19 protein-coding genes are annotated in these 25,842 nt (G+C 49.7%); 17 read left to right on the top strand and 2 right to left on the bottom strand.

What is annotated here, in order from left to right:
• The first annotated feature begins 90 nt into the window (after positions 1-90).
• The 3 genes from IPK84_02340 to IPK84_02330 all read left to right on the top strand — a co-directional run bounded on the left by IPK84_02340 (position 91) and on the right by IPK84_02330 (position 1,676).
• Positions 91-456: a hypothetical protein gene (locus tag IPK84_02340; protein QQS16169.1), complete on the top strand. Its 366-nt coding sequence runs from the start codon at positions 91-93 to the stop codon at positions 454-456.
• Positions 457-541: 85 nt separating this feature from the next.
• Entirely contained in the window at positions 542-1,285 is a 744-nt protein-coding gene (locus IPK84_02335) for a hypothetical protein (protein QQS16168.1), read from the top strand.
• Positions 1,269-1,676: a hypothetical protein gene (locus IPK84_02330; GenBank protein QQS16167.1), complete on the top strand. Its 408-nt coding sequence runs from the start codon at positions 1,269-1,271 to the stop codon at positions 1,674-1,676. The genes IPK84_02335 and IPK84_02330 overlap by 17 nt, the downstream gene beginning before the upstream one ends.
• Positions 1,677-2,276: 600 nt before the next feature.
• Here the strand turns inward: IPK84_02330 and IPK84_02325 are convergent.
• Both IPK84_02325 and IPK84_02320 read right to left on the bottom strand, forming a co-directional pair.
• On the bottom strand, positions 2,277-3,656 hold the full coding sequence (locus tag IPK84_02325; protein ID QQS16166.1) for a nickel-dependent hydrogenase large subunit: 1,380 nt from the start codon (positions 3,654-3,656) through the stop codon (positions 2,277-2,279).
• A gap of 113 nt (positions 3,657-3,769) precedes the next feature.
• Positions 3,770-4,291: a hypothetical protein gene (locus IPK84_02320; protein ID QQS16165.1), complete on the bottom strand. Its 522-nt coding sequence runs from the start codon at positions 4,289-4,291 to the stop codon at positions 3,770-3,772.
• A gap of 114 nt (positions 4,292-4,405) precedes the next feature.
• On the opposite strand from IPK84_02320, the gene IPK84_02315 reads away from it, so the two are divergent.
• The 14 genes from IPK84_02315 (at position 4,406) to IPK84_02250 (ending at position 25,734) form a co-directional block, all read left to right on the top strand.
• Positions 4,406-5,464 carry a matrixin family metalloprotease gene (locus IPK84_02315; GenBank protein QQS16164.1) on the top strand — a complete coding sequence of 353 codons (1,059 nt, stop codon included), beginning with the start codon at positions 4,406-4,408 and terminating at the stop codon, positions 5,462-5,464.
• Positions 5,465-5,742: 278 nt separating this feature from the next.
• Positions 5,743-8,088 carry an HAD-IC family P-type ATPase gene (locus tag IPK84_02310; protein QQS16163.1) on the top strand — a complete coding sequence of 782 codons (2,346 nt, stop codon included), beginning with the start codon at positions 5,743-5,745 and terminating at the stop codon, positions 8,086-8,088.
• 17 nt (positions 8,089-8,105) lie between these two features.
• Positions 8,106-10,043: a glycosyltransferase gene (locus IPK84_02305; protein QQS16162.1), complete on the top strand. Its 1,938-nt coding sequence runs from the start codon at positions 8,106-8,108 to the stop codon at positions 10,041-10,043.
• Between the two features lie 345 nt (positions 10,044-10,388).
• Complete coding sequence (locus IPK84_02300; protein ID QQS16161.1) at positions 10,389-15,200, top strand: glycosyltransferase; 4,812 nt, start codon at positions 10,389-10,391, stop codon at positions 15,198-15,200.
• On the top strand, positions 15,197-16,096 hold the full coding sequence (locus IPK84_02295; protein QQS16160.1) for a glycosyltransferase: 900 nt from the start codon (positions 15,197-15,199) through the stop codon (positions 16,094-16,096). Before IPK84_02300 ends, IPK84_02295 begins: the two co-directional genes overlap by 4 nt.
• 27 nt (positions 16,097-16,123) lie before the next feature.
• Entirely contained in the window at positions 16,124-16,924 is an 801-nt protein-coding gene (locus IPK84_02290; protein ID QQS16159.1) for a polysaccharide deacetylase family protein, read from the top strand.
• Between the two features lie 9 nt (positions 16,925-16,933).
• Positions 16,934-17,650 carry a methyltransferase domain-containing protein gene (locus tag IPK84_02285; protein QQS16158.1) on the top strand — a complete coding sequence of 239 codons (717 nt, stop codon included), beginning with the start codon at positions 16,934-16,936 and terminating at the stop codon, positions 17,648-17,650.
• A 20-nt stretch (positions 17,651-17,670) separates the two neighbouring features.
• Positions 17,671-18,876: a glycosyltransferase family 4 protein gene (locus IPK84_02280; protein QQS16157.1), complete on the top strand. Its 1,206-nt coding sequence runs from the start codon at positions 17,671-17,673 to the stop codon at positions 18,874-18,876.
• A gap of 15 nt (positions 18,877-18,891) precedes the next feature.
• Positions 18,892-20,475, top strand: a complete 1,584-nt coding sequence (locus IPK84_02275; protein ID QQS16156.1) for a hypothetical protein — start codon at positions 18,892-18,894, stop codon at positions 20,473-20,475.
• The gene (locus IPK84_02270) at positions 20,472-22,100 is read left to right on the top strand and encodes a hypothetical protein (protein QQS16155.1); all 1,629 of its coding nucleotides are present in this window, start codon (positions 20,472-20,474) and stop codon (positions 22,098-22,100) included. Before IPK84_02275 ends, IPK84_02270 begins: the two co-directional genes overlap by 4 nt.
• Before the next feature lie 39 nt (positions 22,101-22,139).
• Positions 22,140-23,426, top strand: coding sequence for a carboxypeptidase regulatory-like domain-containing protein (locus IPK84_02265; protein ID QQS16154.1), 1,287 nt, complete (start codon positions 22,140-22,142; stop codon positions 23,424-23,426).
• A 67-nt stretch (positions 23,427-23,493) separates the two neighbouring features.
• A complete protein-coding gene (gene trpS / locus IPK84_02260) occupies positions 23,494-24,483 on the top strand; it encodes a tryptophan--tRNA ligase (GenBank protein QQS16153.1) in 990 nt (329 codons plus the stop codon).
• 47 nt (positions 24,484-24,530) lie between these two features.
• On the top strand, positions 24,531-24,929 hold the full coding sequence (locus IPK84_02255) for a hypothetical protein (GenBank protein ID QQS16152.1): 399 nt from the start codon (positions 24,531-24,533) through the stop codon (positions 24,927-24,929).
• A gap of 319 nt (positions 24,930-25,248) precedes the next feature.
• Entirely contained in the window at positions 25,249-25,734 is a 486-nt protein-coding gene (locus tag IPK84_02250; protein QQS16151.1) for a hypothetical protein, read from the top strand.
• Positions 25,735-25,842 lie beyond the last annotated feature (108 nt).

Here is a 25,842-nt window from a genome sequence, read left to right as displayed (position 1 = left end):
TTGACACAACGTATATTTCGATGTATAATATCCACGAATTGAGTTTGTTTTACGTTTCTTAACATCAACCAAAAGAAAGGAGAGAATGTCATGACTCCGGCTTCCCGCGGCACCCTTTTTCCTTTAGATGTATCTTCCTCTATAAGTTTCAAGCGAGATCCTGCGGCTGCTACTTTGCTGGCGTTGGGAGGATTACATAGTTTTGTCGTAAATACCCTGAGTTCTCTTGAAGAACTTGTTGATGATGGCAATCATTATGCGTGTTTGGATGGGAGGATACCTTTTACTCGGACAGACTTCATTTTGCTGGAATTCAAGATAAATGCACTGGCCATGGAGTGTAATAGGGAGATTCTTGGTTGTTTCTTCTTGGGTGAGGGGAACATCCTTAAGAGGATAGGTGAATGCCGTGCAGATATCCGTGCTCTGGTGAGTCGCATCGTTGCGTCAGTCTGACTCTAGCATTCGGCATGCGCCTAACTGGTTTCTGGTTAGGCGTGTTTTTTGCGCTTTTTTTGGGGTTCGCGTAGAGTGGAAAGATATGGATGGAGTGTTTCGATGCAGCCGGTATGCATTCGGGCCGAATCGGCTGCACTACTGCGGGCCCGACGCGAACAAAACGATGAAGGAATATTTGGACGCGGGCGAGAGCGATCCGCGACTTTCGGCTATCCTTGAGCGATTTCAAAATCTTTATCCGTATCTCTCACATATCGCGGAGGGGAACGGTATTCGTGATCCGTTTGATGACAAGGTGGTCGAGGCATATTGGATCGGTAATCGTTTGCTCGACGCATTTTCACCGAGAAAATATTTGGGATTGCTCGATGCGCTCGAGGTGAAGAAAAAGACGGGGCGGGAGCGATTCGACACGATCGGGCAAAAGGTGGTGCGAGGCGGTTTTCCACACCACTCATTTCATGTGCTCAATGTGTGGCGTGAGACAAATCACGAGTTGCTTCATGATGGTGACTGGACGGCGGTTGCCGAGTGCATCGTGAGCTGGGGGAAGGTTGCTGCCGTTTCCGGGCCGTTTATCGATGTCGTTACGGAGCCGCTTGTTCGCGATGAGCGCGGAGCGTTTTTTCTTGGCCACCCTGTTTCTCGCCGGCTGGTGCGCGATCTTTCCGCGGATATCGATATCGATTTGCTCGCGCCCGGCGCATGGGTGTCGATTCACTGGGGCGTGCCGTGCGAGACGCTTTCGGAGCAAACCGTCGCTCGATTGCGTGCATATACATTGAAGAGCATCGCCTTTGCCAATGCCTATGAGCGAAAGAAATAACGAGGCGTTTTCGGTATCGGTTTTTGGCAATCCGGATCTTTCTTCGGATAGCGTGCCGGTGCAATTGGTTCCGAATCTTCGGATACGATTTCCGCACGCACGTTTTGTTATTGAAGACCCCAATGAAATAGACTTGCCGAAGCGGGGAAAGTGGGTTATCCTCGACACGGTTCGAGGACTTGAGAAAGTATCGTGGCTCTCAGTCGATGACATTGCCCGATCCCGCAATGCCGGGATGACGGCACACGACTACGATCTCTCGACATTGCTTCTCCTCGCGAAGAAGCTCGATCCGTCCTTTGAACCGAATATCCTCGGCGTGCCGGAAAGTATGAGTGAGGAACAGGCGCTTCCGGATGTCATTCGGGAGCTGGCGACAGTGCTAAGATGAGAGGTGATAGAAATGGTTCGTTTACAGTCTGTCTTGAAGCGAGTATTTACTCCAAATAGAATTTTCTAGGTTTATTCCATACTGTTTTTCGCGGGATTCTCTGCGTTTCAAGCGTCCGTATTTAAGATAGCATGGACTTCATTCTCGCCTTTTGTCACTTTTATTACTTCACTTGTTTGCATGGCGGAAGGGCGGTTCTTTTCTCGCGGGGTCGAGAAGCGTTGTCTTGAATTGAAAGGATGGCGATCTAGCCAGGGAGACTTGCCACCTACTTTCTACGGGTGGGTTTGGTTTGTATGTCTCTGTATAATGTTGTTTGTTCTTTTCTTCTACTTTGCTCTTTTTCTTCTGTCTGATTCTGACTGGAACAAATTTCCATGGAGAGGTTTTTTCTCGCTTTCACTGATAGTCTGCTATTTCGGTGGACTGGCAATTATGGCACCTCTCGGTGTTCTTCCCGGAAGAAGCGAATGGGAGAGGATGCTATTTCCGCTTCGATAAAGTTTTCAAGAAAACCTACTGAATTGTAATAGTATAGTGCAAACGATAAAACGCCAGCTTTTTTAGCGGGCGTTTTTCTTTCTCGGTTGAGAATGCCTTCTAGTGATGATGTGGGAGATGTTTTTGTGGGTCACTTTTGGCGGCTTGTTTCTTTGAAATTACCTTTTTGAGCCTCGAGCCGTTGGTGCTCATTTTGAGTTCGAGGAAGTGGGCGCCGCAGGACATGCAGGGGTCGTAGGCGCGGATTATTTTTTCGCACTCGAGTTTTATGGCGGACTCCTCCATGTCCATGTGCTCATTGATGAATTGGATGAGGTCGAGTTCGATGGCGATCTGGTTTTGACCGGTCGGGACGACGACCTCGCCGCGCTCGACGATGCCTTTGTCGTTTACTTCGAGCTTGTGGTAGAGCGCGCCACGGGGCGCCTCGACAAGTCCTACGCCGATGCCGGCTTTCGGGACGATTTTCTGTGGCGGTTCGGGCTGGAAGGTTTTCTGTTTGAGGAGATCAATCGCTTCGTCGACGGAGTGGAGGATTTCGATCGCCTGGGCGAGATTGTTGTGAAAGATATTGTTGGAAGGGAACAGTGCGATCGCCTCTGCGGCGTCGTGTTTGGTGCGTGGGTGGAGGCCGGAGCTATTGATGTTGAGTCGAGCGATCGCGCCGACGCGGTAGGTTTCGCCGTCGAACGTGTAGGCGGAAGCTTGGGAGTATGGCAGGACAACGTGCTCTAGATGGTCGCGATAGCCCGCCTCGTCAACGACGAATCCTTTCATATCCCAGAGGTCGCCTTCGAGGTAGGAAAATTTGCTGTTGCGGAGGGCGGCGTAGTTGCTTTTTCGGACGAGTGATGACGGATCGTCGGTAAAGACTTTGATGAGGCGGAGCACTGCCGGGCGAATGTTTTCCAGTTCGATGATGACTTCAGTGATGGACTTCGTATCGGGAGTTTTTCCGAAGCCGCCGGGCATGGGGAGGGGCGCATGGACGCTTCGCCCGGCGACGGCGATTGCGAGGTGGTTGCCGGCGGCTTTCACGGCGAAGGCGTCATGGAGGAGCTGGTGTTGTATGGGGTCGTCATCATCAAATCCCAAGAGCGAGTCTTTGCCGAAGAAGTCGGGAAGACAGAAGAGGTAGAGGTGGAGCGCATGATCGCGAATGATGAGTCCATGATAGGTAAGGGTGCGCAGAAGCATGGTCTGCTCGCTCGGAACAATGCCGAGCGTCTTCTCGACGGCTTCGATGCTTGCGACGAGGTGTGCGTTCGAACAGGTACCGCAGATGCGCGCAAGGAGCTGAGGAATCGCTGCGATCGGTTTGCCTTCCATGGCGTGCGTGTAGAAACGCTTGAATTCTTTGATGGCGAATTCCACTTTTTGCACCTTTCCATTTTCGATAAACACATTGAGTCCGGCAGCGCCTTCCACTTTGGTAAGCTCTTCGATTGAGAATTGGCTGAGTTCGGATATTTGATGCATAGGATTAACTCACAACTTACAATGAACAACTGACGACAGGAAGTTGGGAAATTTGAAATGAATTCTTTCCTGCAAAGAAATTGGGCATGGAATGTGTTGCCTCTGCCGGATCCTCATGCCTGATCTTTTGCTTCCGTCTCTGCCTGAGGGATGATGTCGAATTCGGTGAGCATTTTGTTGACGACGGCGAGGAAGGCGGATTCGGTCATGGGACAGCCCTGGACGCGTTCGTCGACGGTGACGACTTCGTCGAGTTTCTTTACCTTTTCGCCTTGGTTGAAGCGGTCGAGGAGAAACTGAATCTTGTCTTTGAGTTCGGGAGGGAAGGCGTTTCTTTGCGCGCTTGGCATGCCGGTACAGGCGCAGGCACCGATCGCGACGAGCTTCTTGGACTTGGCGCGGATTTCTTTGAGTTTTTCTTCTTGCTCGGCGGAATTGATCGCACCCTCGACGAAGGCGACGTCGAGTTCGTCGAGCACGTTCTTGGTCTGGAGGACGCGCGCATGGCGGATATCAAGCACTTTGCGCCAGGTCTCGAAGTGATCGTTCATGATCTCGGTGAAGATGACGGTACTGTCTTCGCAGCAGGTGAAGGTGAACCAGCCGATGCGCAATTTCTTGGATATTTTATTCATAGTACCGGTATGGTAGCATGGTTTTAATAGGCGGGACAACAAGAGCTGATTGTGGTTGGTCCGCATACTTTTGACTCCGCTAAGGGATTTCCATTTGAGTGAGGTGTTTTTCGTATGGCATTCTTCTTTCGAACGATTCGAGCTGTTCTTCTTTCCTTAGTTGTCTTGGCGTCTTCATTTGCAGTCGTATTTGCTCTGAAGACGGGGAAGATGCCAACAGTGTCTTCTTCTCGGGCAGTGCTCTCCAAAGTGATTCCGGCACTTGATGATTCGTGTCGGTTTCCGCTTGAGTATCGGGTGGGGACTATTGATCCGAATTTCCATCTCTCGGAAGCGGAGTTTTTGAAGGCGATTCATGAGGCCGAGGCGATATGGGAATCGGGGACCGGTCGAGACCTTCTTATGGAAAGCACCGATACCGATGCGATCCCGATCAATCTTGTCTTTGATGATCGGCAGGCGGAAACAGATTCTCTCAAAGAAACATCATCGGATATCGAGAGCCGGAAATCCGCCTATGAGTCGCTGCGTTCCGAGTATAATGCACTCCGCAAAGAGTTTGATGGGAAGAAATTCGCCTATGACGGACACGTGTCTTCGTATGAGAAGAAGCTCCGCGACTATGAACGGCGTGTCGAGAAATATCAAGATCGACTGGCATCGTATGAGCGATTGGTTGCGCAGTGGAATGCCGAAGGCGGTGCACCTCCCGACGAGTATGAGGAATTGGAAGATGAGCGGAAGGATCTCAAGAAGGAGGCATCTGATATCGATGACGAACGCAAGCGATTGAATGATGAGAAGTCGGCGCTCGCGAAGGAATATGCTGCGCTCAATGTGCTTTCCGGGCAGGTGAATACGGCGGCGGGGAGTCTCAATCGCATGGCAAGCGCGCTCAACTTGACCGTTGATACGTATAACCAGGTGTCCGGCGCGCGCGAGGAATTTACAACCGGACTCTATACCAAAGATGCTTCCGGCGCGAATATCGACGTGTTCCAGTTCTACGATCACGACGACTTGGTGCTTATTCTGGCGCATGAGATGGGGCACGCGCTTGGCATTGGACATGCGGCGGAGAGTACGTCCATTATGTATCCGTCCGTTGGCGAGCAGAAACCGGTACTGACCGATGAAGATCGAAGGCTGTTTGAGGAGCTCTGTAAAGAGTAGAGCATACGATCGTTGCGTGTTAAGATTTTCACAGTTGGCACGCCTGCCCGTAGTGCTTCGCACAAGCGATGCGGACAGGTTCAGGAAATACACGAAGGAGCGAGTATGCCTACTCATACCTGAAACGAAAATCTCTCTGCGAGTCGCTCTCGTTTTTTGTAACTTTTGGTTTGTGGAACCGGGATTCCCGTCTTCACGGGAATGACAGAAAACTAAGATCTCTCTGAAGTTAGCAATACCAAAAAATCTTTGCGACAAGATTATAAAAAGCAGTGCTTATGCTGACACCGCGCGTGAAAAAAATTCGGGATTTGTGGTATATCGTATCGAGGAATGTATTCCTTTTGACAAACGGCGTTATCCTGACAGTCGTGGCGCTTCTCTTTGTATTTGGTGATCGGCAGGCAGGATTGTTCTTGGGGCTGGTGACCGTGATCAATATGCTGCTTGGTCTCGGACAGGATATTCGTGCGTGGCGCGCGCTTGAAAAGCTCCAGCTTTTGACGGCGCCGCATGTGAATCGTATTCGCGACGGTGTCGAGGAATCCGTTCTTACGGAAGATGTTCGGAAGGGAGATATGCTTCGTCTCGGCTTGGGCGATCAGATACCGTGTGACGGCGTATTGGTATCGTCGGAATCACTTGAGCTGAATGAGGGGCTTATTACGGGCGAGTCGACATCGTTGCCGCGCGGAGCGGGGGAGCGGGTGCTTGCGGGAAGCATTATTACCTCCGGTGCCGGTCTGATGCGGGCGGAGACGGTGTTTGCCGAGAGTCGCATTGCGCGTATGACGGAGGGAGTGCAGCGATCATCGGTTGCCGAGAGTCCGATACAGAAGTCGGTCAATATGGTGATCCGATATTCCGGGTATGTACTGGTCGTTGTCATTGCTTTTGCGGTTCTTCGCGGTGTCATGGCACATGAGTCGAATGTGAATATCGTGAAGCATGTCGGCGCGCTCGCGAGCGTGATCGTGGCGCAGGGGTTGGCATTCGGCATGACGCTTCTCTTCGCTTATGGAGCGGCGCATCTTTTTCGCCGGCACGTGCTTCTGCAGGAAGTGAATGCGACGGAGAAACTCGGGCGTATCAAGAATCTCTGCCTGGACAAGACGGGAACGCTTTGTGAGAACGGGCTCACGGCGGAGCGGTTTTTGTCTGTTGACGGTGCGCCGGAGGCGAAGTCGTTCGAATACATGACGGCATATCTTGATGGGACAAATGACACATCTCAGACCGCTCTTGCTGTACGGAAGCTTCTTACCAATGACTCTTTCAAGGGGGTTAAAATTGATGGACTGCCTTTCTCTTCGTGGCGTCGGTTTGGTGCAGTGTCATTTAGGGATGTATCGGGAGATACGATGGTGCTCGTGGTGGGAGCTGCCGAAGTAATGATCCCGCAGCTCATTGCCGCATCGGAACAATCGTGGCTGCAGGACATCCTGTCTCGGGAAGCTCGTGAGGGGAATCGGCTTCTTTGTATCGCCCTTTCGGATGGTATGGGTATTCCTCAGGATATCGCGCAGTCGAAACTTTCTCTGCTCGGCGTTTTCGTTCTCTCGAGCCGGCTTCGTCCGGGCATCCGTGAAGCAATCGAGTTCTTTCAGAAGCGTGGAGTGCGTATTCGCATCCTCTCGGGCGATCATGCGGAGACGGTACGGGCCATTGCTCGGTCGGCAGGTGTTCTTGAAACCGACAGCGTGGTCTCGGGTGCGGATATCGATCAGTGGACAGAGGAAGAATTCGGAGATCGCGTGCGGAATACGACTATTTTTGCGCGAATATTTCCCGAGCAGAAAGAGCGGATTGTTGAAGCGTTGAAAGACGATGGATTTACGGCGATGGTGGGCGACGGCGCGAACGATGCTTTGGCGCTCAAGAAATCGGATCTCGGTATCGCGATGTTTGAAGGTGCTCCGGCGACACGTCAGGTTGCTTCGATTGTGTTGACAAACAATAGTTTCACGGCGCTTCCGGGCGGCGTGGAATTGGCGGACAGCATTATCAAAAACGCGGAGATTTTTGCAAGCATCTTTTTCAGTTTTTCATTTACGGGATTTTTTCTCTTCGTGTGGGTCAGTATTTTGGGCTACGCCTTTCCGCTCACGCCGCTCAATATGACGCTTATCAATTATTTTACTATCGGCTTCCCGAGTATTCTTATCTCATACTGGACGATCCGTCCGGCAGGGAAAGCAGTTGCTGCGCATGCGGGAAATTTCTTGAGAAAAGTACTTCCTTTCGTAGTCTCGTCGTCATTGCTGCAGGCGGTTGCTCTGGGATTTATCTTTGCTCTGAGTGGCGAACAGCTGAAAAATTCGCCGTCGAATTTCCTCATCGTTCTGGCTTCGCTTATTTTGGGATTTATTTTCTTCCTCTTTGTCCCGAGGGTTTTCCGGGGAAAGCTCGCGCCTTCGGAGATGAGAGATTTGGTACTGCTCGCGCTCTTCGAGGCGATATTGCTTCCGATAGCTCTTCATGTCCCGTTGGTTTTGCGATTCTTTGAAATCGATATTCCGCCGATTTCTCCTGATGCCTCAGTCAGGTTTTCTTTGGTATTATTCGTCTATACGCTTCTCCAATATGTTCTTGCGCGTTGGTTTGCTCGCGGGGAGCGGGACTGATTCTTGAGGTGAACACTATGAAAATCGCGATATTTTCGGACAACTTCTATCCGGAGATGAGCGGGATATCCGATTCCATTATCTCTCTCGCGAGGGAGCTCGCGGCACGCGGACACAAAATCGTTTTTTATGTCCCGCGGTACTCGCGGCGCGATTTTGCTGTTTCGAAATTGCCGTTTCGCGAATTGGATCTCGGCGAGAATATCGAAATTTTTCGACTGTTCTCACTTCCGTACAAAGCGGCTCCGACCAAGCAGGGGCGGCTCGTACTCCCGATACTTTCGAGTTATCGGCATATCAAAAGATTTGATCCGGATATTATATATACGCAGCTCTTCTTCGGCGCCGGACTCGAAGCGCTTCTTCTATCGAAGCTTCTCAAAAAGATGATTGTCGGAACGAATCACACGCCGCTTCTCGAATTTCTCAAGTATGCGCCGGTCCGATGGAAGCGACTCGAGAACGCCGGGATGAAATATGTGAACTGGTATTATCGGCACTGTGTCTTCGTAAGTGCGCCGTGCCGCGCGCTTCTCTCTGAAATGGAATCGTTTGGTTTTCGCTCGAAGTCGCGCGTGCTTTCCAATCCGTTGGAGCTTTCGGATTTTTCTTCAAGCGGTTCTCCGGATGAAAAGGTCGCACTGAAGAAAAAATTCGGATTGTCCGAACATGCGCTTCTTTACACGGGTCGGCTTGCGCAGGAAAAGAATATCGATGTCGTGCTTCGAGCGATGGCGATTGCTAAGAAATCGATTCCGGATATCTCGTGTGCCATTACCGGTCATGGCTCTGCCGAGCCGTCGCTTCGACAATTGGCAAAGAAGCTTGGCATAGAGGAAAGCGTGCATTTTCTGGGTTATTTGGAGTGCGAGGAATTTTCCGACGTGTATCGGGCGGCGGATATTTTTACGGTGATGAGTACAGCGGAGACGCAGTGCCTTAGCATGATGCATGCGTTTGCTTCGGGATTGCCGGTGATTGCCGCGGATGCGTATGGGTTGCCGGAATACGTACCAAAGAATGCCGGGTTTATTGTTGCTCCCGGCGATACGGCTGGTCTTGCGGAGAGAATGGTCTATCTTTTTTCTTATCCGGAAGAGATGATGCGGCTTGGTGAGAACGGGAGAAACTTTGTGCGCGAGTTTTCCGCATCGGCGGTTGCGAATGAATGGGAGCGAATATTCCGAACGATTCTGGGAGAAGTGTCCGAGACAGGTGAGCCGGTTCTCAGTATTGTCATTCCCGCATACAATGAGGAGAAATTTCTTGAGACAACGCTTCGGACGGTCTTGCAGAGAGTGAGTGAGAGTCGCCGGAGTATCGAAGTGATCGTGGTGAACAACGCGAGTACGGATCGAACGCGGGAGATTGCGCTTTGGTTTCCCGGAGTTGTCGTCGTAGACGAATGGCAAAAGGGTCTCTCTCGAGCACGACAGGCCGGATTCCTCGCGTCGAGAGGCGCTCTTATCGCCAATATCGACGCGGACTCTCTGATACCGAAGGGGTGGATTGATCGGGTCTTGGCTGAGTTTGCAAGGAAGAATAATTTAGTGGCATTGAGCGGCCCATACATTTATTATGATATTTCGCCGGTGACGAATTTCTTCATACGGCTCTACTATTCGGCGGGTTTTCTCTTTCATTTATTCAATCATCACGTGCTTCGATCGGGCGCGCTGATTCAAGGTGGAAACTTTGTGTTGAGACGGTCAGCTCTGGAAAAAATAGGCGGGTTTGATGTTACTATCACTTTTTTTGGAGAGGATACGGATATTGCACGCCGTATTCAGAAGGAGGGGCGTGTTCGATTCACCTTTTCTCTTCCGATGCGGACATCGGGACGCCGATTGAATCGCGAGGGCGTGTTTCGTGCTGCATCCGTGTATACCGTGAACCATTTGTGGGTGCTCTTTTTTAAGCGGCCGTTCACGAAAAGTTTCCGCGATATTCGATAAAAAAATACTGCCGAAACGATTTGTCTCGGCAGGGTGTGTTTGTTTGAGAAGTGATCTTTTTGCTGGCGGATGACTGCCAGGCGAGGGCATGACGCGCTCCTTTTTTGAGCTGGGAAGTTACTGGAATTTTCAGGGACGGAATTGTTTAGGGTGCGATCATATCCCAATAGTCGATTCGCGTCAACATTGACACTCATGGAGTCGAGAGTATATCATCAGAGTTCATCCATATATTCGGGCACGCTGCGTCGCGTTTCAGTTGGAAATACAGAAAAGACAAAAACTGAGAGGGCTGTCTTTCGGGAATTTCTTTGGTATTGAAACGGTTGTCCACGAGTGAAGTTCATGCTGCGGGAGCGAATCTCGGTTTTGGTGCCGACATTGAATGAGGAGGGCAATGTGGCGGACTTGGTCCGCCGTCTTGATGCGTCTTTCCGCTCGGCGGACATCGAGTACGAGGTGATTTTCATCGATGATCATTCGACGGACGGGACACGGTCGGAAGTTGAAAAACTTTCGCTATCGTACCCCGCTTCTTTTTATCTCAAGAAAGGCCATCGAGGGAAGGCACATTCTATCCTTGAAGGATTCGACTACGTGCGTTTCGAAACGATCGCCATGATTGATGCCGATCTGCAGTATCCGCCCGAGGCGCTTCCCGAGATGTATGCGAAGTTGCAAGGTGGAGCCGACATCGTCGTTGCCAATCGGATCGAGCGAGAGACAAGCGCATTGCGAAAGATTTTGAGTCGAGGATTCGCGCTGGTCTTTTCAAAATTTTTGCACGGTCTGGATGTTGATGTGCAGTCCGGCATGAAGGTGTTTCGTGCGCGTATCGCTCGCGAAGTGAAGATTACTCCGGATCCATGGACATTCGATCTCGAGTTTTTGCTGACGGCGCGGAATTACGGCTATGAAATAGGCGGACATTCTATCGTGTTTGCGGAGCGGAAGTCGGGAGAATCGAAAATTGTTTTCTGGAAGGCGATTCGAGAAATCGGGTGGAATGCTCTGAAGCTGCGTTTCCGGGAACGGCAGCCGCTTCACATCCATCCGGAGGGAGCTGGCGCCGGGAAGGTATCCGGCATGATTGGCGCGGGCGTTGCCCATCGGCGCAAGCGGTTCGTGACGCACTCGACACTGCCGCATCATGCCTCGGCACTTCACACGTTTATGCCGTGGCAGCGAATAGTTCTCGCCGGCATTGTGCTCGCGCTTTTGGTCGGCATCTTTGTTCGTCCGATGTCGACACTGGTTGCGGCGACAGCGGTGCTGACAAGCATCTATTTCTTCGATGTGTTGTTCAATGCTTTCTTCGTGGTGCGGAGTCTTAAACGGCCACCGGAAGTTTCTTTTTCGGACAAAGAACTCGCCGCGCTGCGCGATGAGGATCTCCCGATGTATTCCATACTTTGTCCGCTCTATCGCGAGGCGCATATTCTTCCCGGATTCCTCGAGGCGATTGGGAAAATCGACTGGCCGAAAGAGAAACTCGAAGCGCTGCTTCTTCTCGAAGAAAACGACCAGGAAACGATACAAGCGGCGACGGATATGAATCTCCCGTCTTTCGTGCGCGTAGTGGTGGTGCCGCACTCCGAACCGAAGACGAAGCCGAAAGCGTGCAATTACGGTCTTTCGATGACGCGCGGCGAGTATGTTGTGATCTACGATGCGGAAGATATTCCTGATCCGCTCCAGCTCAAGAAAGCGTATCTCGGTTTTCAAACCCTCTCGCGCGATGTGTGGTGTCTTCAGGCGAAGCTCAACTATTTCAACTCCGATCAGAATATTCTGACCCGGCTTTTCACGGCGGAATACTCGCTGTGGTTCGATGTGACGCTTCCGGGCTTGCAGTCGGTCGCGACGTCCATCCCGCTCGGAGGGACGAGCAATCATTTCCGGCGGGAAGATCTTCTCTCGCTTGAAGGATGGGACCCCTTCAATGTGACGGAAGACTGCGATTTGGGAGCGCGGATTTTCACGCGCGGACATCGGACATCCATTATCGACTCGGTAACGCTTGAAGAGGCGAACAGCAAAGTCGGGAACTGGATTCGCCAGCGATCGCGGTGGATTAAGGGATACATGCAGACGTATTTGGTCCACATGCGGCATCCGCTGAAATTTTTCCGAGACAATGGCATTCACGCGCTGCTTTTCCAGTTTATTGTCGGCGGGAAAATCGCGTTCATGCTTATTAACCCGATCTTGTGGCTTCAGACGATTCTGTATTTTTCTCTGAGATCAATAGTTGGTCCGACCATCGAGGCACTCTATCCTCCGGCAATCTTCTATATGGCGATAGTCTCGCTTATCTTCGGGAATTTCCTGGCGATGTACTACTACATGATCGGTTGCGCAAAACGGGAAAAATGGGAACTGATGAAGTGGGTATTCTTGATTCCATTCTATTGGCTCTTGGTATCGGTGGCGGCGGTTATGGCGGCATATCAGCTCTTTGTGAAGCCGCACTATTGGGAGAAGACGACGCACGGACTTCATCTCTTGAAGCGAAAGAAGAAGCCAGTCGATGCGGTTTCGAAAAAAGCTTCTCCGGAAGATGCTGCTAATCTGCCGGGCAGCGTGTTGCCAATAAGCGCGAGCGTATCACCTTGGAACAAGCGTGTCCTGGGAATTCAGAATCGTTTCTCTTGGTTTGTTCCTGGGATTTCTGCGAAGTCTCAATTTATTGATCGTATATCGCGGGGGATTTCCTCCGGTGCGTACTCAAAGATACTGATCGCATTCGCGATTTCTGCGGAGGGGCTCTTTGTGGTGGCCACCTTTCTTTCCAATATTTTGAATTTTGCATTCAATGCGTTTCTGGGGCGAGTGTTGTCGTTTGAGGTGCTTGGAATGGTTGCACTTTTGAATACGCTCTGGTATCTTGCATTGGTTTTCATCAGTCCATTCGCTACCACGATCAATCGTGAGGTTTCTTATCTCTCTGCGAGAAGTGGAGAAAAGGAAGCGCTTACTTTTTGGGCGTCTGTCATGCGGATAGGCTTGATCGCTTCTGTCTTTGTGACCGCACTCTGGCTTTTTGCTGTTCCGGCACTTTCTCGGTTTTTTCACGTTGCTGACGCATTGCTTCTGCTTTCTTTTACGCCGCTTCTCGCAGGCGGACTTCTGGCATTCGGGAATTTCGGATATCTGCAGGGATCTCTTCGTTTTCGAGCTGCGGCGATTCTCTCTCTTATCGAAGCTGGGAGTAAGTTAGTTTTTGCTTTAGGATTTGTATTCTTTGGTTCAAGTGAATATGCATATCTTTCTATACCGGCAAGTGTGGTCTTTGCCGCATTCTTATCTTTTTTCCTCATTCCCGGTGCGGGAAGATCTTTGATTCGCGACCCGCAGTCGCGATCTTTTCCGATAGAGTTCTTTTCCGCGGCGATCTTAGTAACGGTTTCGACGGCGATGTTTACCACAGTGGATGTGCTTCTGGCAAAGCACTTCATGTCTGAACGCGGTGCCGGGGAGTATGCGCTTCTCTCGCTGGTCGGCAAAGTGATTTTCTTTCTCGGCACCATGCCGAATATGTTCATGGTGACATTTGTGGGGAGGAATCGCGGGCTCGGGAAGGGAACGAAGAAAGTATTCTGGATTATCTACGGGCTTTCTTCAATTGTTGTTGCCGGGAGTGTTTTGCTCCTGGGATTTTTTGACGGAGTGTTCTCGAAATTTCTCTTTGGCGAGAAAATATCGGCCGTCTTGCCCTTTCTCCCGATATATGCTGTTGCTATCGCGTTCTTTACGCTTTCAACTATTATCGTCACCTATCACTTGGCTCGGAAGAGATATGTGTTTGTGTTTGCCACTCTTCTTATGTCTATAGCGGAGGCGGTTGGCATTGTTCTCTTTCATGGATCGCTTGATCATATTGTCGACAGTGTCTTTCTTTCAAGTCTGTTTGGTTGGATTTTGCTCAGCATTCTCCACATTACCGAGCCGTCATTCCGATTTGTCGGGCGTGCCGCGAGGGACTTTCTGGATGCATTTCGGGGAAAATTTCCGGAAGAAGTGAATCCTGCCAGTGGAAAGCGTGTGCTTATCTTCAATTGGCGTGATACGAAACACGCCTATGGAGGCGGTGCTGAGGTGTATGTCGAAGAAATTGCGAAACGCTGGATATCTGACGGGCACGCAGTGACGATGTTTTGCGGGAATGATGGGCATCAGTCTCGCCATGAGATTCGACATGGCATCCGGATTGTTCGGCGCGGCGGCTTCTACTTAGTATATGTGTGGGCGGCTATCTACTACTTCGCAAGATTTCGAGGAAAGTTTGATGTGGTGATCGATTGTGAAAACGGTGTTCCGTTTTTTACGCCACTCTATGTAAGAGAGCCGGTTGTATGTCTGCTGCATCATGTGCATCAAGAAGTGTTTTTTCAGTTTCTTCCGAAACCACTTGCGCTCTTTGCAAGTTTCTTGGAGAAGACGCTGATGCCAATGGTATATTCTCGCGTTCCCTTTATTACCGTATCCCTTTCGAGTCAGCGCGAAATGGAGCTCTTGGGTATCGGAAAGGCGGGGATCAGCATTGTTCACCCAGGCGTGCATCTTGAAGATTTTGTTCCGGCAGATCAGAAGGCTGATAGGCCGACAATTCTCTACCTTGGACGGCTCAAGGCTTACAAATCGGTCAACGTGCTTTTGCAGGCTTTTCGATCTGTCATCGCCGAGCGCCCGGAGGCGAAGCTTCTTATTGCCGGGGATGGTGACGATGAGACAAATCTCAAACGGTTGGCATTTGAGACGTTGCGATTGGGAACGGATCGTGTGGAGTTCCTTGGGCGCGTTTCCGAAGAGGAGAAGAAAAAACTCCTGCAGAATTCGTGGATGCTGGTGAATCCATCCATGATGGAAGGTTGGGGAATTGTCGCGATTGAAGCAAATGCGTGCGGAACGCCAGTTATTGCCTCCGATGTTCCGGGTCTTCGCGACTCCGTGAAGAATCCTCACTCGGGTTTTCTGGTTCCGTACGGAGATACTGATGCTTTCGCAGAGAAGATGCTTTTGCTTATCCGCGACCGTGAACTGAGATCGAGTATGAATATCGGTGCCAGGAAATGGGCGGAGGGTTTTGATTGGAATCTGTCGAGCGCTCGCATGTTTGATGTGGTGTTTTCTCGGGACGAGAGTCGAATTCTATGAAGAAATTCACAGTTACTGTCGGAATAGCGGCCTATAACGAAGCGGCGAATATATCGTTTCTGCTTGAGGATATCTTAAAACAACGATGCGAGTCGTTTGTCCTCGGGAGAATCGTAGTTGTCTCTGACGGGAGTTCGGATGAAACGGCGGTTATTGCTCGGCGCTATGATTCTTCGGGTGTTCTCGTATTTGACGATGGCGAACGACGAGGGAAATCTGTGCGATCAAATGAGATATTGGATATATCAAAGGATTCTGATGCTGTCATACTTCTCGATGCGGATATTGCTTTGTTGGGCGACATGGTATTCGAGTCGATGATTCGGTGCGTTAAGGGCGGAGCGGATCTGGTCTCTCCGGAACTTCAGGCTCTTCCGCCGAGAAGTGTATTTGGATGTGCTGTTGTTGCCGGACATGATTTGAAACGAGCGATGTTTTCAGAGTGGCGCGGTGGGAAAAATATTTACCAGTGTCACGGCGCAGCCCGAGCATTCTCCCGGAAGCTTCTCGAGACTTTTCGTTTCAAAGGAAGCATTGGCGAAGATGCTTACTCGTATCTGTTTGTGAAGAAGTTCGGTTTTCGATACGTGTCTCTTCTTGATACGGCGATCGCCATACGGGTTCCTGAAACGTTTCGTGATCACAAAAAGCAGAGTCGGAGATTCCTATGCTCGCAGGATATGTTCCGTGATGAATTCGGCAGTGGAAATGTTTTTGCTGAGTATCGATATCCAAAGGCATTACTTGCGAAGCATCTCTTCATATCGTTTATGAAGCGTCCATTTTCGATTGCGGCATACATCTGCGTTATGATATGCATCGCGCTGTTTCCTTCGGAATCGAATGTCAAAAAGGAAGTATGGACTGCTGCTTCGAGTTCAAAGAAAGTGCGATGAGGATTTCTTTTGCGTGATTTTTCTTTTATGAAAAATGTATTTTGTCTGGTGCGTCGATGTTTCTACAATTGCCTCCGATATTTTGATCGGTTGCTTCCTCGCCGATCAGATAAGGTGATCATTTTCTCTTACCACAGTATTTCGCAGGACAACTGGCGATTCAGCGTCGATCCGAATGTATTTCGGGATCAAATAGAGTTGCTTTTGAGCAAGTATAGCCCGATTACATTATCGGAAGCAGAAGAATTCCTTCGTGGTTCGCGTGCGATCAAGCGCCCATCGTTCGTTTTGACATTTGATGATGGATATCGGGACATTTTGACCGTGAAAAACTTTCTGCATGAGAAAGGCATTCGCCCGGCGTTCTTTGTGCTCTCCGATACGAGCCGGTCCGATGGCGATGAATTGGGAACGAACCGCGAGTTTCTTTCGGATTCGGAAATCCGGAAGCTTCATGGATTGGGGTGGGAAATCGGATGCCATAGCGCGACACATGGCGATTTCTGGGCAATGCCGGAATCTCGTCTGCGACAAGAAACGGTCGAAGCGAAGACGTCGCTTGAGAAACGATTGGGAGTCCCTGTTCGATACTTTGCCTATCCGAGGGGTCGATATACTGAGGCAGCACGTCGATTAGTTCTTGAGGCTGGATATACACTTGCGCTTTCTATGGACGACGGATTTCTCTCTCGAAAGACAGACCCGTTGACCGTTCCGAGAATTGGCGTTGATCGGACACATTCGTTGAGCGAATTTTCAGCGATTCATACCGATGCGGCTATTCTTTTTCGGAAAGCGGCCAAGAAAATTATCGGAAGATTTTTGTAGAAACAGATTATGAATACTCGAGACAGTCTTATCAGATTTGCAAGTCCTATTCGCGCGTTTATTATGCGGACGATATTTCCGAGGTCGAGTTATTTTCTTTTTTCTGTTCCCAAGCGTCGATTGAAGCCAATCAGCTCGAAATTCGGTTATGATCGTGGCACGCCGATTGATCGGTTCTATATAGAGAGTTTTCTGGAGAACGTTCGATCAAGTATTCAGGGGAAGTGTCTTGAGGTGACGGATGACGCGTATACGAAGCGGTTTGGTGGCGCTTCTGTTACGGAAAGCCATGTTGTTGATATCGACGCAAAGAATCCGCATGCGACCATTTATGCCGATCTTCGGGATATGCGATCTGTTGCAAGCAACACGTTTGATACGATGATTGCAACACATACCTTTGGTGTTATCGATGATTTCGAGGCGGCTATTCGAGAATGTTCACGCGTATTGAAGCCGGGCGGCATGCTTATTGCAACAGTGTCTTCTCTTGGTGTGGCTGCGGATCCCGAATCGGCTTTCTGGAGATTTACCAAGGCATCGGCACGATATGTATTTGGAAAATACTTTGATAAACAGTCTCTTGAAATCTCAACGCTCGGGAATGTGCTTTCCGGACAGGCGTTTTGGGTGGGGCTTGCCGCAGAAGAGTTGTCCGAGAAAGAACTGGCTGTAGTTGATGAACGGTATCCTATAGTGGTCTGTATTCGCGCAAGGAAACTATAATTTTTCTCAATATCTCTCGTATGAACACAGAATCTCAGAAGCTCTCACCGGAAGAAAAGCGACTCGATGTTGTTGTAAAGTTCTTCTATCCCGTTGTTGCCGGGATTGAGACAAATATATTGAATATTTATTCTTATCTTGCTCAGCAGGGATGGGAAGTAGTCATTCATACTTCAACGAGTGTTCCAAATTCCTCAGAAATACTCCCTCCCAAAGGCGAAATTCGTGGCCTCTCCATACGAAGATACAAATGGCGGTGGTATGGGTTTGTTCCCGAAATAGACTGGAATCGTCCCGGTTCTATTTGTCTTCACAACTTCAATGTATTTCCGCATAGTTGGATTCTTGTGAAGGTACTTTTTTTGAGAAGATTCTCTCGAATGCGTCGCGCCATCTTTCTTATTCCTCACGGAGGCTATACTCCTGGTTGGTGGACATTTACTCCGTTTCAGAGAGTAATGAAGCGTTTATATCAAAAATATATCGGTACTTTTCTAATAAACCACGCCGTGGACGGACTTCGATCTGTTTCCGAATGGGAGAGTGAGGAAACAGTGAAGAGTGGCGTCCGTCGTGAAATTATAGAGACAATCCCGAATGGGATTGAACGAGAAGTTTATTCGGATATTGAGGGGTTGGCAAGTGAATCTGTTCGTTCACTTGTTCGTGACTTGGGGACATATGTTGTGCAGGTTGGGCGCGTCCATCCTATAAAAAATCAACTTACGACTATTCGAGCTGTAGCAAAAGTTTCGGGAGTTATATTTGCTATTGTTGGTCCTGTGACCGATCCCGATTACAAACGGCTTCTTGATGAAGAGATACAAAGACTCGGTGTTGTTGATCGGGTCCGATTTCTTGGTGTGGTAGATGGAATTGATAAGTATTATTTACTTCGACATTCTCTTGCAAATACACACATGGCATCATGGGAGAGTTATTGCAACGCGGTGCATGAATCTATGAGTCAGGGTTGTATCTGTATTGTTGCTAAAGACACAGCGCTTGAGGAGCTTATTAAGGACGGTGTTAATGGATATGTTGTTCCAGTGCAGGATGCGAATAGCGTTGCCGATAGAATTGGTTTCCTTGTAGAGAATAAGGGGAATGCCGATGTAGAGGCGATTCGCAAGCGAAATATTGCTTTTACTGTCGGACATTCTTGGGATGACCTTGCTCGCTTGGTTGAAAAATTTTATGAACGAATTCTTTTGCAGTGTCGATAAATCATGTTCTCTTGTATGAAAAGAATTCTCTCATTAGTTCGGGGAAATAATCTAGTCATAGTGGGTGGCTTTATTCTCTTCTCGGTGATTATTTTCGCTCTCTCTTTGCGTGGGTTGCCCGGGAACCCAACATCGGGCGATTTGAATACTGCTGAGTGGCGGAAAGGTGGACCACTCGAGCTCTCTCCCGAACGCGGACGATTCGCGTTGCTTTACTCGGTGATTGAAGATCACTCGTTCTTCTTTTCTCTTCCGGTGGCGCGATCTGTAACGCCGGACTTGGGATTGACTCCCGACGGTCGATATGCGTCGCTTTTTGCGCCGACGGTGTCTCTTTTGGTTGCTCCGGGATATCTTTTAGGGAAGTGGCTTGGTGCTTCGCAAGTCGGGGCGTTTTCAATGATTGCTTTGTTTGCGCTATTGAATGCTTGGCTGGTGCGATCGATTGCGCTTCGGCTTGGTGCGCGTCCGCTGGCAGCTTCGCTCGGATCGCTCGCTTTTCTTTTCGGGACACCAGCGTTTGCGTACGGGACGACACTCTACCAGCATCATATAACAGTTTTTCTATTGCTTGTTTCGCTTCTTTTGCTTCTTCGCTCGAGCGGGTGGCGGTCGCTTGTTGCTATATGGTTTTGCGTGTCATTGTCTGTGAGTGTCGATAATCCGAATTTCTTTCTCTTGGCACCTATTGGTGTGTTTGCAGTTTCCAGGATTATGTTTGTTTCTATTGGGGAAAAGATTCGGGTTATGTTTCGCCCGGTTCTTGTTGCGAGTCTCCTTGTGCTTGTGGTGCCGCTGGCGGGGTTCTTGTGGTATAACTCGACAGTGAATGGCGGTGCGTTGAAGCTTTCGGGAACGTTGCCAGCCGTGACAGAGCTTTCAGCAGATGGACAGGCTATATCTCGCGATTTGGAAGCGGCATCTATTGATGGTGTTAACGGAAATGAGGCGAAATCTGCGGTTGGATTCTTCAAAACCCGGGATCTTTTACAGGGACTGTTGACACATCTTGTGAGTTCAGATCGCGGGGTGATCTTCTATGCACCGGTCATATTGTTTGGCGTCTTTGGTTTGGTGTTTCTCGCTCGAAGGCAGGATAAATACGGCGTAGCAAATGTTCTGATTGCAACAGTCATGATTAATCTTCTGCTTTACTCAATGTGGGGTGACCCGTGGGGTGGGTGGGCGTTCGGATCGCGATATCTTATCCCGAGTTATGCGGTTCTTGGTATTGGCATTGGTATCGCACTTACCGAGTGGCGCAAGAACTTCTTTTTTCTGGGAGCATTCTTTGTTGTTTTGGCATATTCGATGTCGGTGAATACGCTTGGGGCGATTACCTCAAATGCGAATCCTCCGGAGCACGAGGTGCTCTCGATAGAGGCGTTGTCCGGAAGGGTTGAGAAATATACCGCTGAGCGGAATTGGGATTATTTGCGCGAGAGCGGTTCGAAGTCGTTTCTTTATCGGGCGTGGGTACATCGATATGTGAGTGCCGAGCAATATTATTGGGGGATAGTAGTTCTGCTCGTGTTCGGATCCGGGCTGTTATTTGTCGGACTGGTTCGGGAGAGTCTTCTTGAGAAAAAGCGTCTATGAAATACTCTTTGAACAAAACATTCTCGATTTTCTCCGTGTCCAGAGAGCGCGTGGAATCGCTTCGGCTTTTTTTTGATAGACATGGGACAGCGATTGTGGTAAGTATGCTCTCGGCTGTTTCCGTGTGGGCATTTGCGCAGTACTACCACAATGGTTTGGGACTCGCCTATAACGATGCTCGCTCGCATCTCGATATCGGTCGGCGTGTAGTAGAGGGGCTTCGTCCGGGGTTTGCGCAGTTGGGGAGCGTGTGGCTACCATTTACGCACCTTCTCATGGCGCTCACGATTTGGAATGATTTCATGTGGCACTCCGGACTTGCCGGCGCACTCTGGTCAATGATTGCCTATGTGGCTACAGGTGTTCTGCTCTTTCTCTTTTTGCGTGAGGTTGGCGTGGGACTTTTGGGACGGTATGTGGGCGTCATTGTCTTTGCGGCGAATTTGAACATACTGTATCTCCAGTCGACAGCGATGACTGAACTCGCACTGATTGGCACTACCATGGCAGCATCGTATTTTCTGCTCTTGTGGTATACGCGCAGGAGACTTCCGTTTCTTTTGCTCTCCGCCTTGTTTGTCATGTTTTCGACGCTGATTCGGTATGATGGATGGTTTCTTTTCTTCTTCGCATCTCTCATGCTATTTGTCTCTGCGTGGAAGTCGGGCGGATATCGGAAAGCTGAGGGGACATTCGTGCTCTTTGCAACGCTTGCCGGGTTCGGGGTGTTTCTCTGGCTCTTGTGGAACCTCCTTATTTTCGGCGATCCGCTCTATTTTGCGTTCGGTCCCTATTCGGCGCATGCGCAGCAAGATGATTTGGCGGCGGCGGGCGTGTTGCTTACCAAAGGGAGCTGGTTTCTTTCGGTAAAGATGTACTTTTACGCCTTGGCGTACAATACAGATACGTTTGTGTTGTTGCTTGGGGCGATTGGAGCGTGCATTTTCTTTTTCGATCGGAAGATAGATTCTCGTGCTCGGTTTGCATCGCTTGCGCTCTTTGCGCCGCTTCTCTTCAATATTCTCGCCCTCTACTTGGGCCATTCCGTATTGTTTATTCAAGGGCTTTCTGGCGATACGTGGTTCAATGTGCGCTATGGAATTCTCATGATGGCTTCGGTCGCGGTTTTTGTCGGCTATCTTGTTCATCGGGCGGTGCCGGTTCGACCGGTCTTGATTGGGACGCTTCTCTTTGTGCTGTTCTTTCAGTTTTCGAGTCAGGATGCGGTGACGATTGACGATGGACGAACCGGGGCGAGCCAGAAGAATGTGACGGAAGTTGCAGCATGGCTTCGCGACAATGCCGGACAGCAAAAGGGGTATATTCTCATTTCCGCCGCTTCGCATGATTCGGTTATTTTCTCCTCGGGTTTGCCTATGGGTCGATTTATTCACGAGGGAACAGGATCGTATTACGAGAGCGCTATTCAGGATCCGGATAACTGGGCAAGGTGGATCGTAGTGCGCAGTAATTCTGATAGTGACTCGACCTGGAGGCTTCTTAAGGACAATGTCGGTTTTCTGGAAGGATACCGATTGGTTGATCACTATCCGTTTGCGGATGTGTACGAACTGAAGCCGGAATATCTTTCCGGCGTAATTACCGATGTGAATGATCCCCGTTAACGTCTCCCGATCTTTTCTTGGTCATGGTATGGTGAATGCATGAAACGATTTCTTATATTTCTCTTTCCCACTCTCTCCCTGATTATTATCGGAGTCCTTTCATTTGTCTTCCTGGCATCGAGCGAACCGACGGTGACGATTTACCCGAAGCCGGATCCGAAGTGGTGGGCATTCCAGTCGGTCGATACGATGAAGCATTCGCGGGATCTGGCGCGTGAAAAGCTGCATGACGATTCTTATGATGCGGTGATCGATCGGGAAGTGCGGAGCATTGCCGACATCGGAGCGACACATGTGGCGATTGCAACTCCGTATGACGAAGAGTTTGTTCCGTATCTCAAGCGCTGGGTTTCTGCTGCGCGGAAGTATCATCTTGCCGTATGGTTTCGCGGGAATTTCTCGGGGTGGGAGGAGTGGTTCGGCTATCAGAAAATATCGCGCGCGGAGCATCTTGCAAAAACCATCGCGTTTATTCGTCGGCATCCGGATATATTCCAAGATGGCGATGCGTTTTCTGCTTGTCCGGAATGCGAGAATGGCGGTCCGGGAGACCCGCGATTGAACGGCGATATCGACGGTTATCGAAAATTCCTGATAGATGAATATGCTGCGACGAAATCGGGCTTCGAGCGAATCGGCAGGCATGTTGATTCCAATTTCTTTTCTATGAATGGCGACATCGCACGGTTGGTGATGGACAGGGAGACGACGGCAGTGCTTGGCGGTATGGTCACGGTCGACCACTATGTGAAGACGCCGGATATGTTGGCTTCGGATGCTGAAAACTTTATCTCTCAAAGCGGTGGGCGGTTGCTCTTTGGTGAATTCGGCGCTCCGATTCCGGATATTAACGGAGAGATGACGGAAGCAGAACAGTCCTCCTGGCTTCGAGAAGTTATGCTTCGATTTGCTCGGACACCTCGCATTTTCGGTATGAATTACTGGACGCAGACGGGGAGTTCGACAGCATTGTGGAGCGAGAATGGCGCGCCTCGTGCAGCTGTCGCGACGCTTGCGGAATTTTTCTCCCCACAGGTATTCTATGGTGTTGTGCGTGACGAGCTTGGTTCGCCGATTGCGGGCGCGACAGTTTCCGCTGGCACTGATTTTTCAGCAACTACAAACAACGAAGGGTATTTCGAACTTCGAGTGCCTTCTTCTTTCGGTGGCACGACACAGCTCTCGGTGCAAGCTCATAATTTTCTCTCGCAAGACATATCCGCTGAGTCGGTTCAGATGCTGATCGTGCTTTCGAGGACGCAAGAGTCGTGGTGGTTTCGCACGGAGAAATGGATGAAATACCATCGCAATGCGTGGCAGTTCTAGCTGTGAAATTTGCCTATTCTTTGCGGAAACAGTATGCTGGAAGCGTCTTTCTAATGAGCGGGATTTTATGGAAAAACAACGAATTTTCTCAGGTATTCAGCCGTCGGGGAATCTGCATATCGGGAATTATCTGGGTGCGATCAAGCAGTGGGTCGAGCTTCAGGAAGCATATGATGCGATTTTTTGCGTGGTTGATCTTCATGCGATTACCGTGCCGCAAAATCCCGAAGAGCTTCGCCGACGTACGATAGAGATCGCGAAAATATATATCGCCGCCGGTATCGATCCAAATCGGTCAACTCTATTTGTACAGTCGCATGTTCGCGAACACACGGAACTCGGGTGGATTCTGAATACGATTGCGCGTATGGGGGAATTGGAGCGAATGACGCAATATAAAGACAAATCACAAAAAGGAGAATCGTCGAGTTCCGGAGTGGGGCTTTTCACATACCCAACACTGATGGCGGCGGATATACTCTTGTATGACACAGCAGTGGTTCCCGTTGGGAAGGATCAGATGCAACATGTTGAGTTGGCGCGCGATATTGCTGAACGATTTAATGGGCGCTTTGGCGAAACATTCATTGTCCCCGAGGGAAAGCTTTCGAAGCAGGGCGCTTTGATTATGGGTCTCGACAATCCGGCGAAGAAGATGTCGAAGTCGGCGAGCTCGGAATACAATTACATTGCGCTGATGGATGATCCGGAAGCGGCGAAAAAGAAAATCATGAAAGCGGTGACGGACTCCGGGGCGGAAATACTTTATGCGGACGATAAGCCGGCGCTCAAAAATCTTATCAATATATACTCGCTTCTCGGCGGTGTCTCGACGGATGAAGTGGTCGCGCGATATGCGGGGAAGGGGTATGCGGATTTCAAGCGAGATCTTGCGGATGTTGTGGCGGAATTCCTTGCCGGCTTCCAGGAGAAGTTTCGCGCTCTTTCCGATGATGATACGCTTCGAATCCTTCATAGTGGCGCGGAGCGGGCGCGTGCAATCGCCGAACGAAAGATGCTCGATGTGCGAGAGAAGATAGGACTTGTGACCGGATAGGTTCCGGATTGGTTGTGGTGTTCTGATTTTCCGATAGTACGATTGTTATGGCTGAAACCGGGAAACGAAAAAGTAGTGCAAAGCCGAAGTTTCGAGCGGATATCCCGGTGGTGTTTGCGGCGATGTCGAAGCGGTCGTTTTGCTACCGGATGTTTATCACGCGGTATATCTTGGAGGCAAAACGGATACCGCTCACGGTCTTCACACTCTATGATTATTTTCTACTCGACACGGTAGATCGGAAGTTCATGATCGAGGCGAACAATGTGCTTGTGGCGCGTTCCAATGAACTCTGGGTGTTTGGACCGGTATCGGAGGGCGTTGCCAAAGAGATCTGCGTTGCCGAATCGCTCGGCAAACCGATCCGCTACTTCGCCATCAAGAAACCGCATCGCCTCGTAGAGATATCCAAATCCCAAGTACAATACGAACGCGGCGTTGAGTAATACACAAGAAAGTGCTTAACGGAGAAATAAAAATCGCCTTCGAAGGCGATTTTTTGTTTGGAGTTGGCAGAACGGGAAAAGCCCTCAATGCGAGAGGAGTGTCTGAATCCCAAGAATTGATAGTGTCGGAAAAAAATCGTTCTTTTTCCCTGGAAACCAAGGGGGACTCAATTTGTCGAACCTCTGTTCTGAAGGCTACCCATTGCCACTATTGCACAGAGTCTCGGCAGTGTAAAGATTGACAAATTTTTAGAAGACAGTTTATACTTTTTTTGTTGTTCCTTAACTTAATCACCTCACATCTCCGAAGGGGATAGCTATGTCTGCAACAGCTGCTCGTTTTCCTTTTCCGAAAGAAGCAACGGTTCATAATCAGCTTTTGATGTTCTTTACAGAGCGTGAGTTTAAAAAGAAATTCCATACTGAAAACGCTCCCTCCGCTTCTGTTCGAGAAGTATTCCGAACATGGGCACTTTGTTTTCGGGATGATTCGCAAATTCAGGCGGACGAAAGGATTTCGATTGACCGGTTTTTCTATGCTGCCGACTTTTCTGTTGTCCGATGGCAACATGAGAACGAACGCGAGAGTAGATATCAAATGTTGAACACTGTAGGCGCGACTGAAAGGAGGAATAAAGTTCTCTGGTATTGGATGCTCGTTGTAGCGCGGAGAATTTTTTGCAAGCGGTATAAGAGGTTTCTTGATGAAGCGCTTAAGATGCTAACCTCTTCTGAATCCTGTGTCTGTCTGACAACATGGGATCCGAGTTGGATGGATGAAATTCAAAACAAATGTGGTATGTGAGATATGTGAGGTGATGCCAATTCCCTAGCTGTTCCTCGCTTCTTTAGAAGGGGAAAGATATTGAGATGTTCCTTTCAGCACGCAATTTACTTTGCGTGCCTTTCTATT

This window comes from Candidatus Moraniibacteriota bacterium, from assembly GCA_016699875.1.
Taxonomy (GTDB): domain Bacteria; phylum Patescibacteriota; class Minisyncoccia; order Moranbacterales; family UBA1568.
Note: the sequence above shows the minus strand (reverse complement) of the source record. Positions and strands in the feature narration are given on the sequence as shown.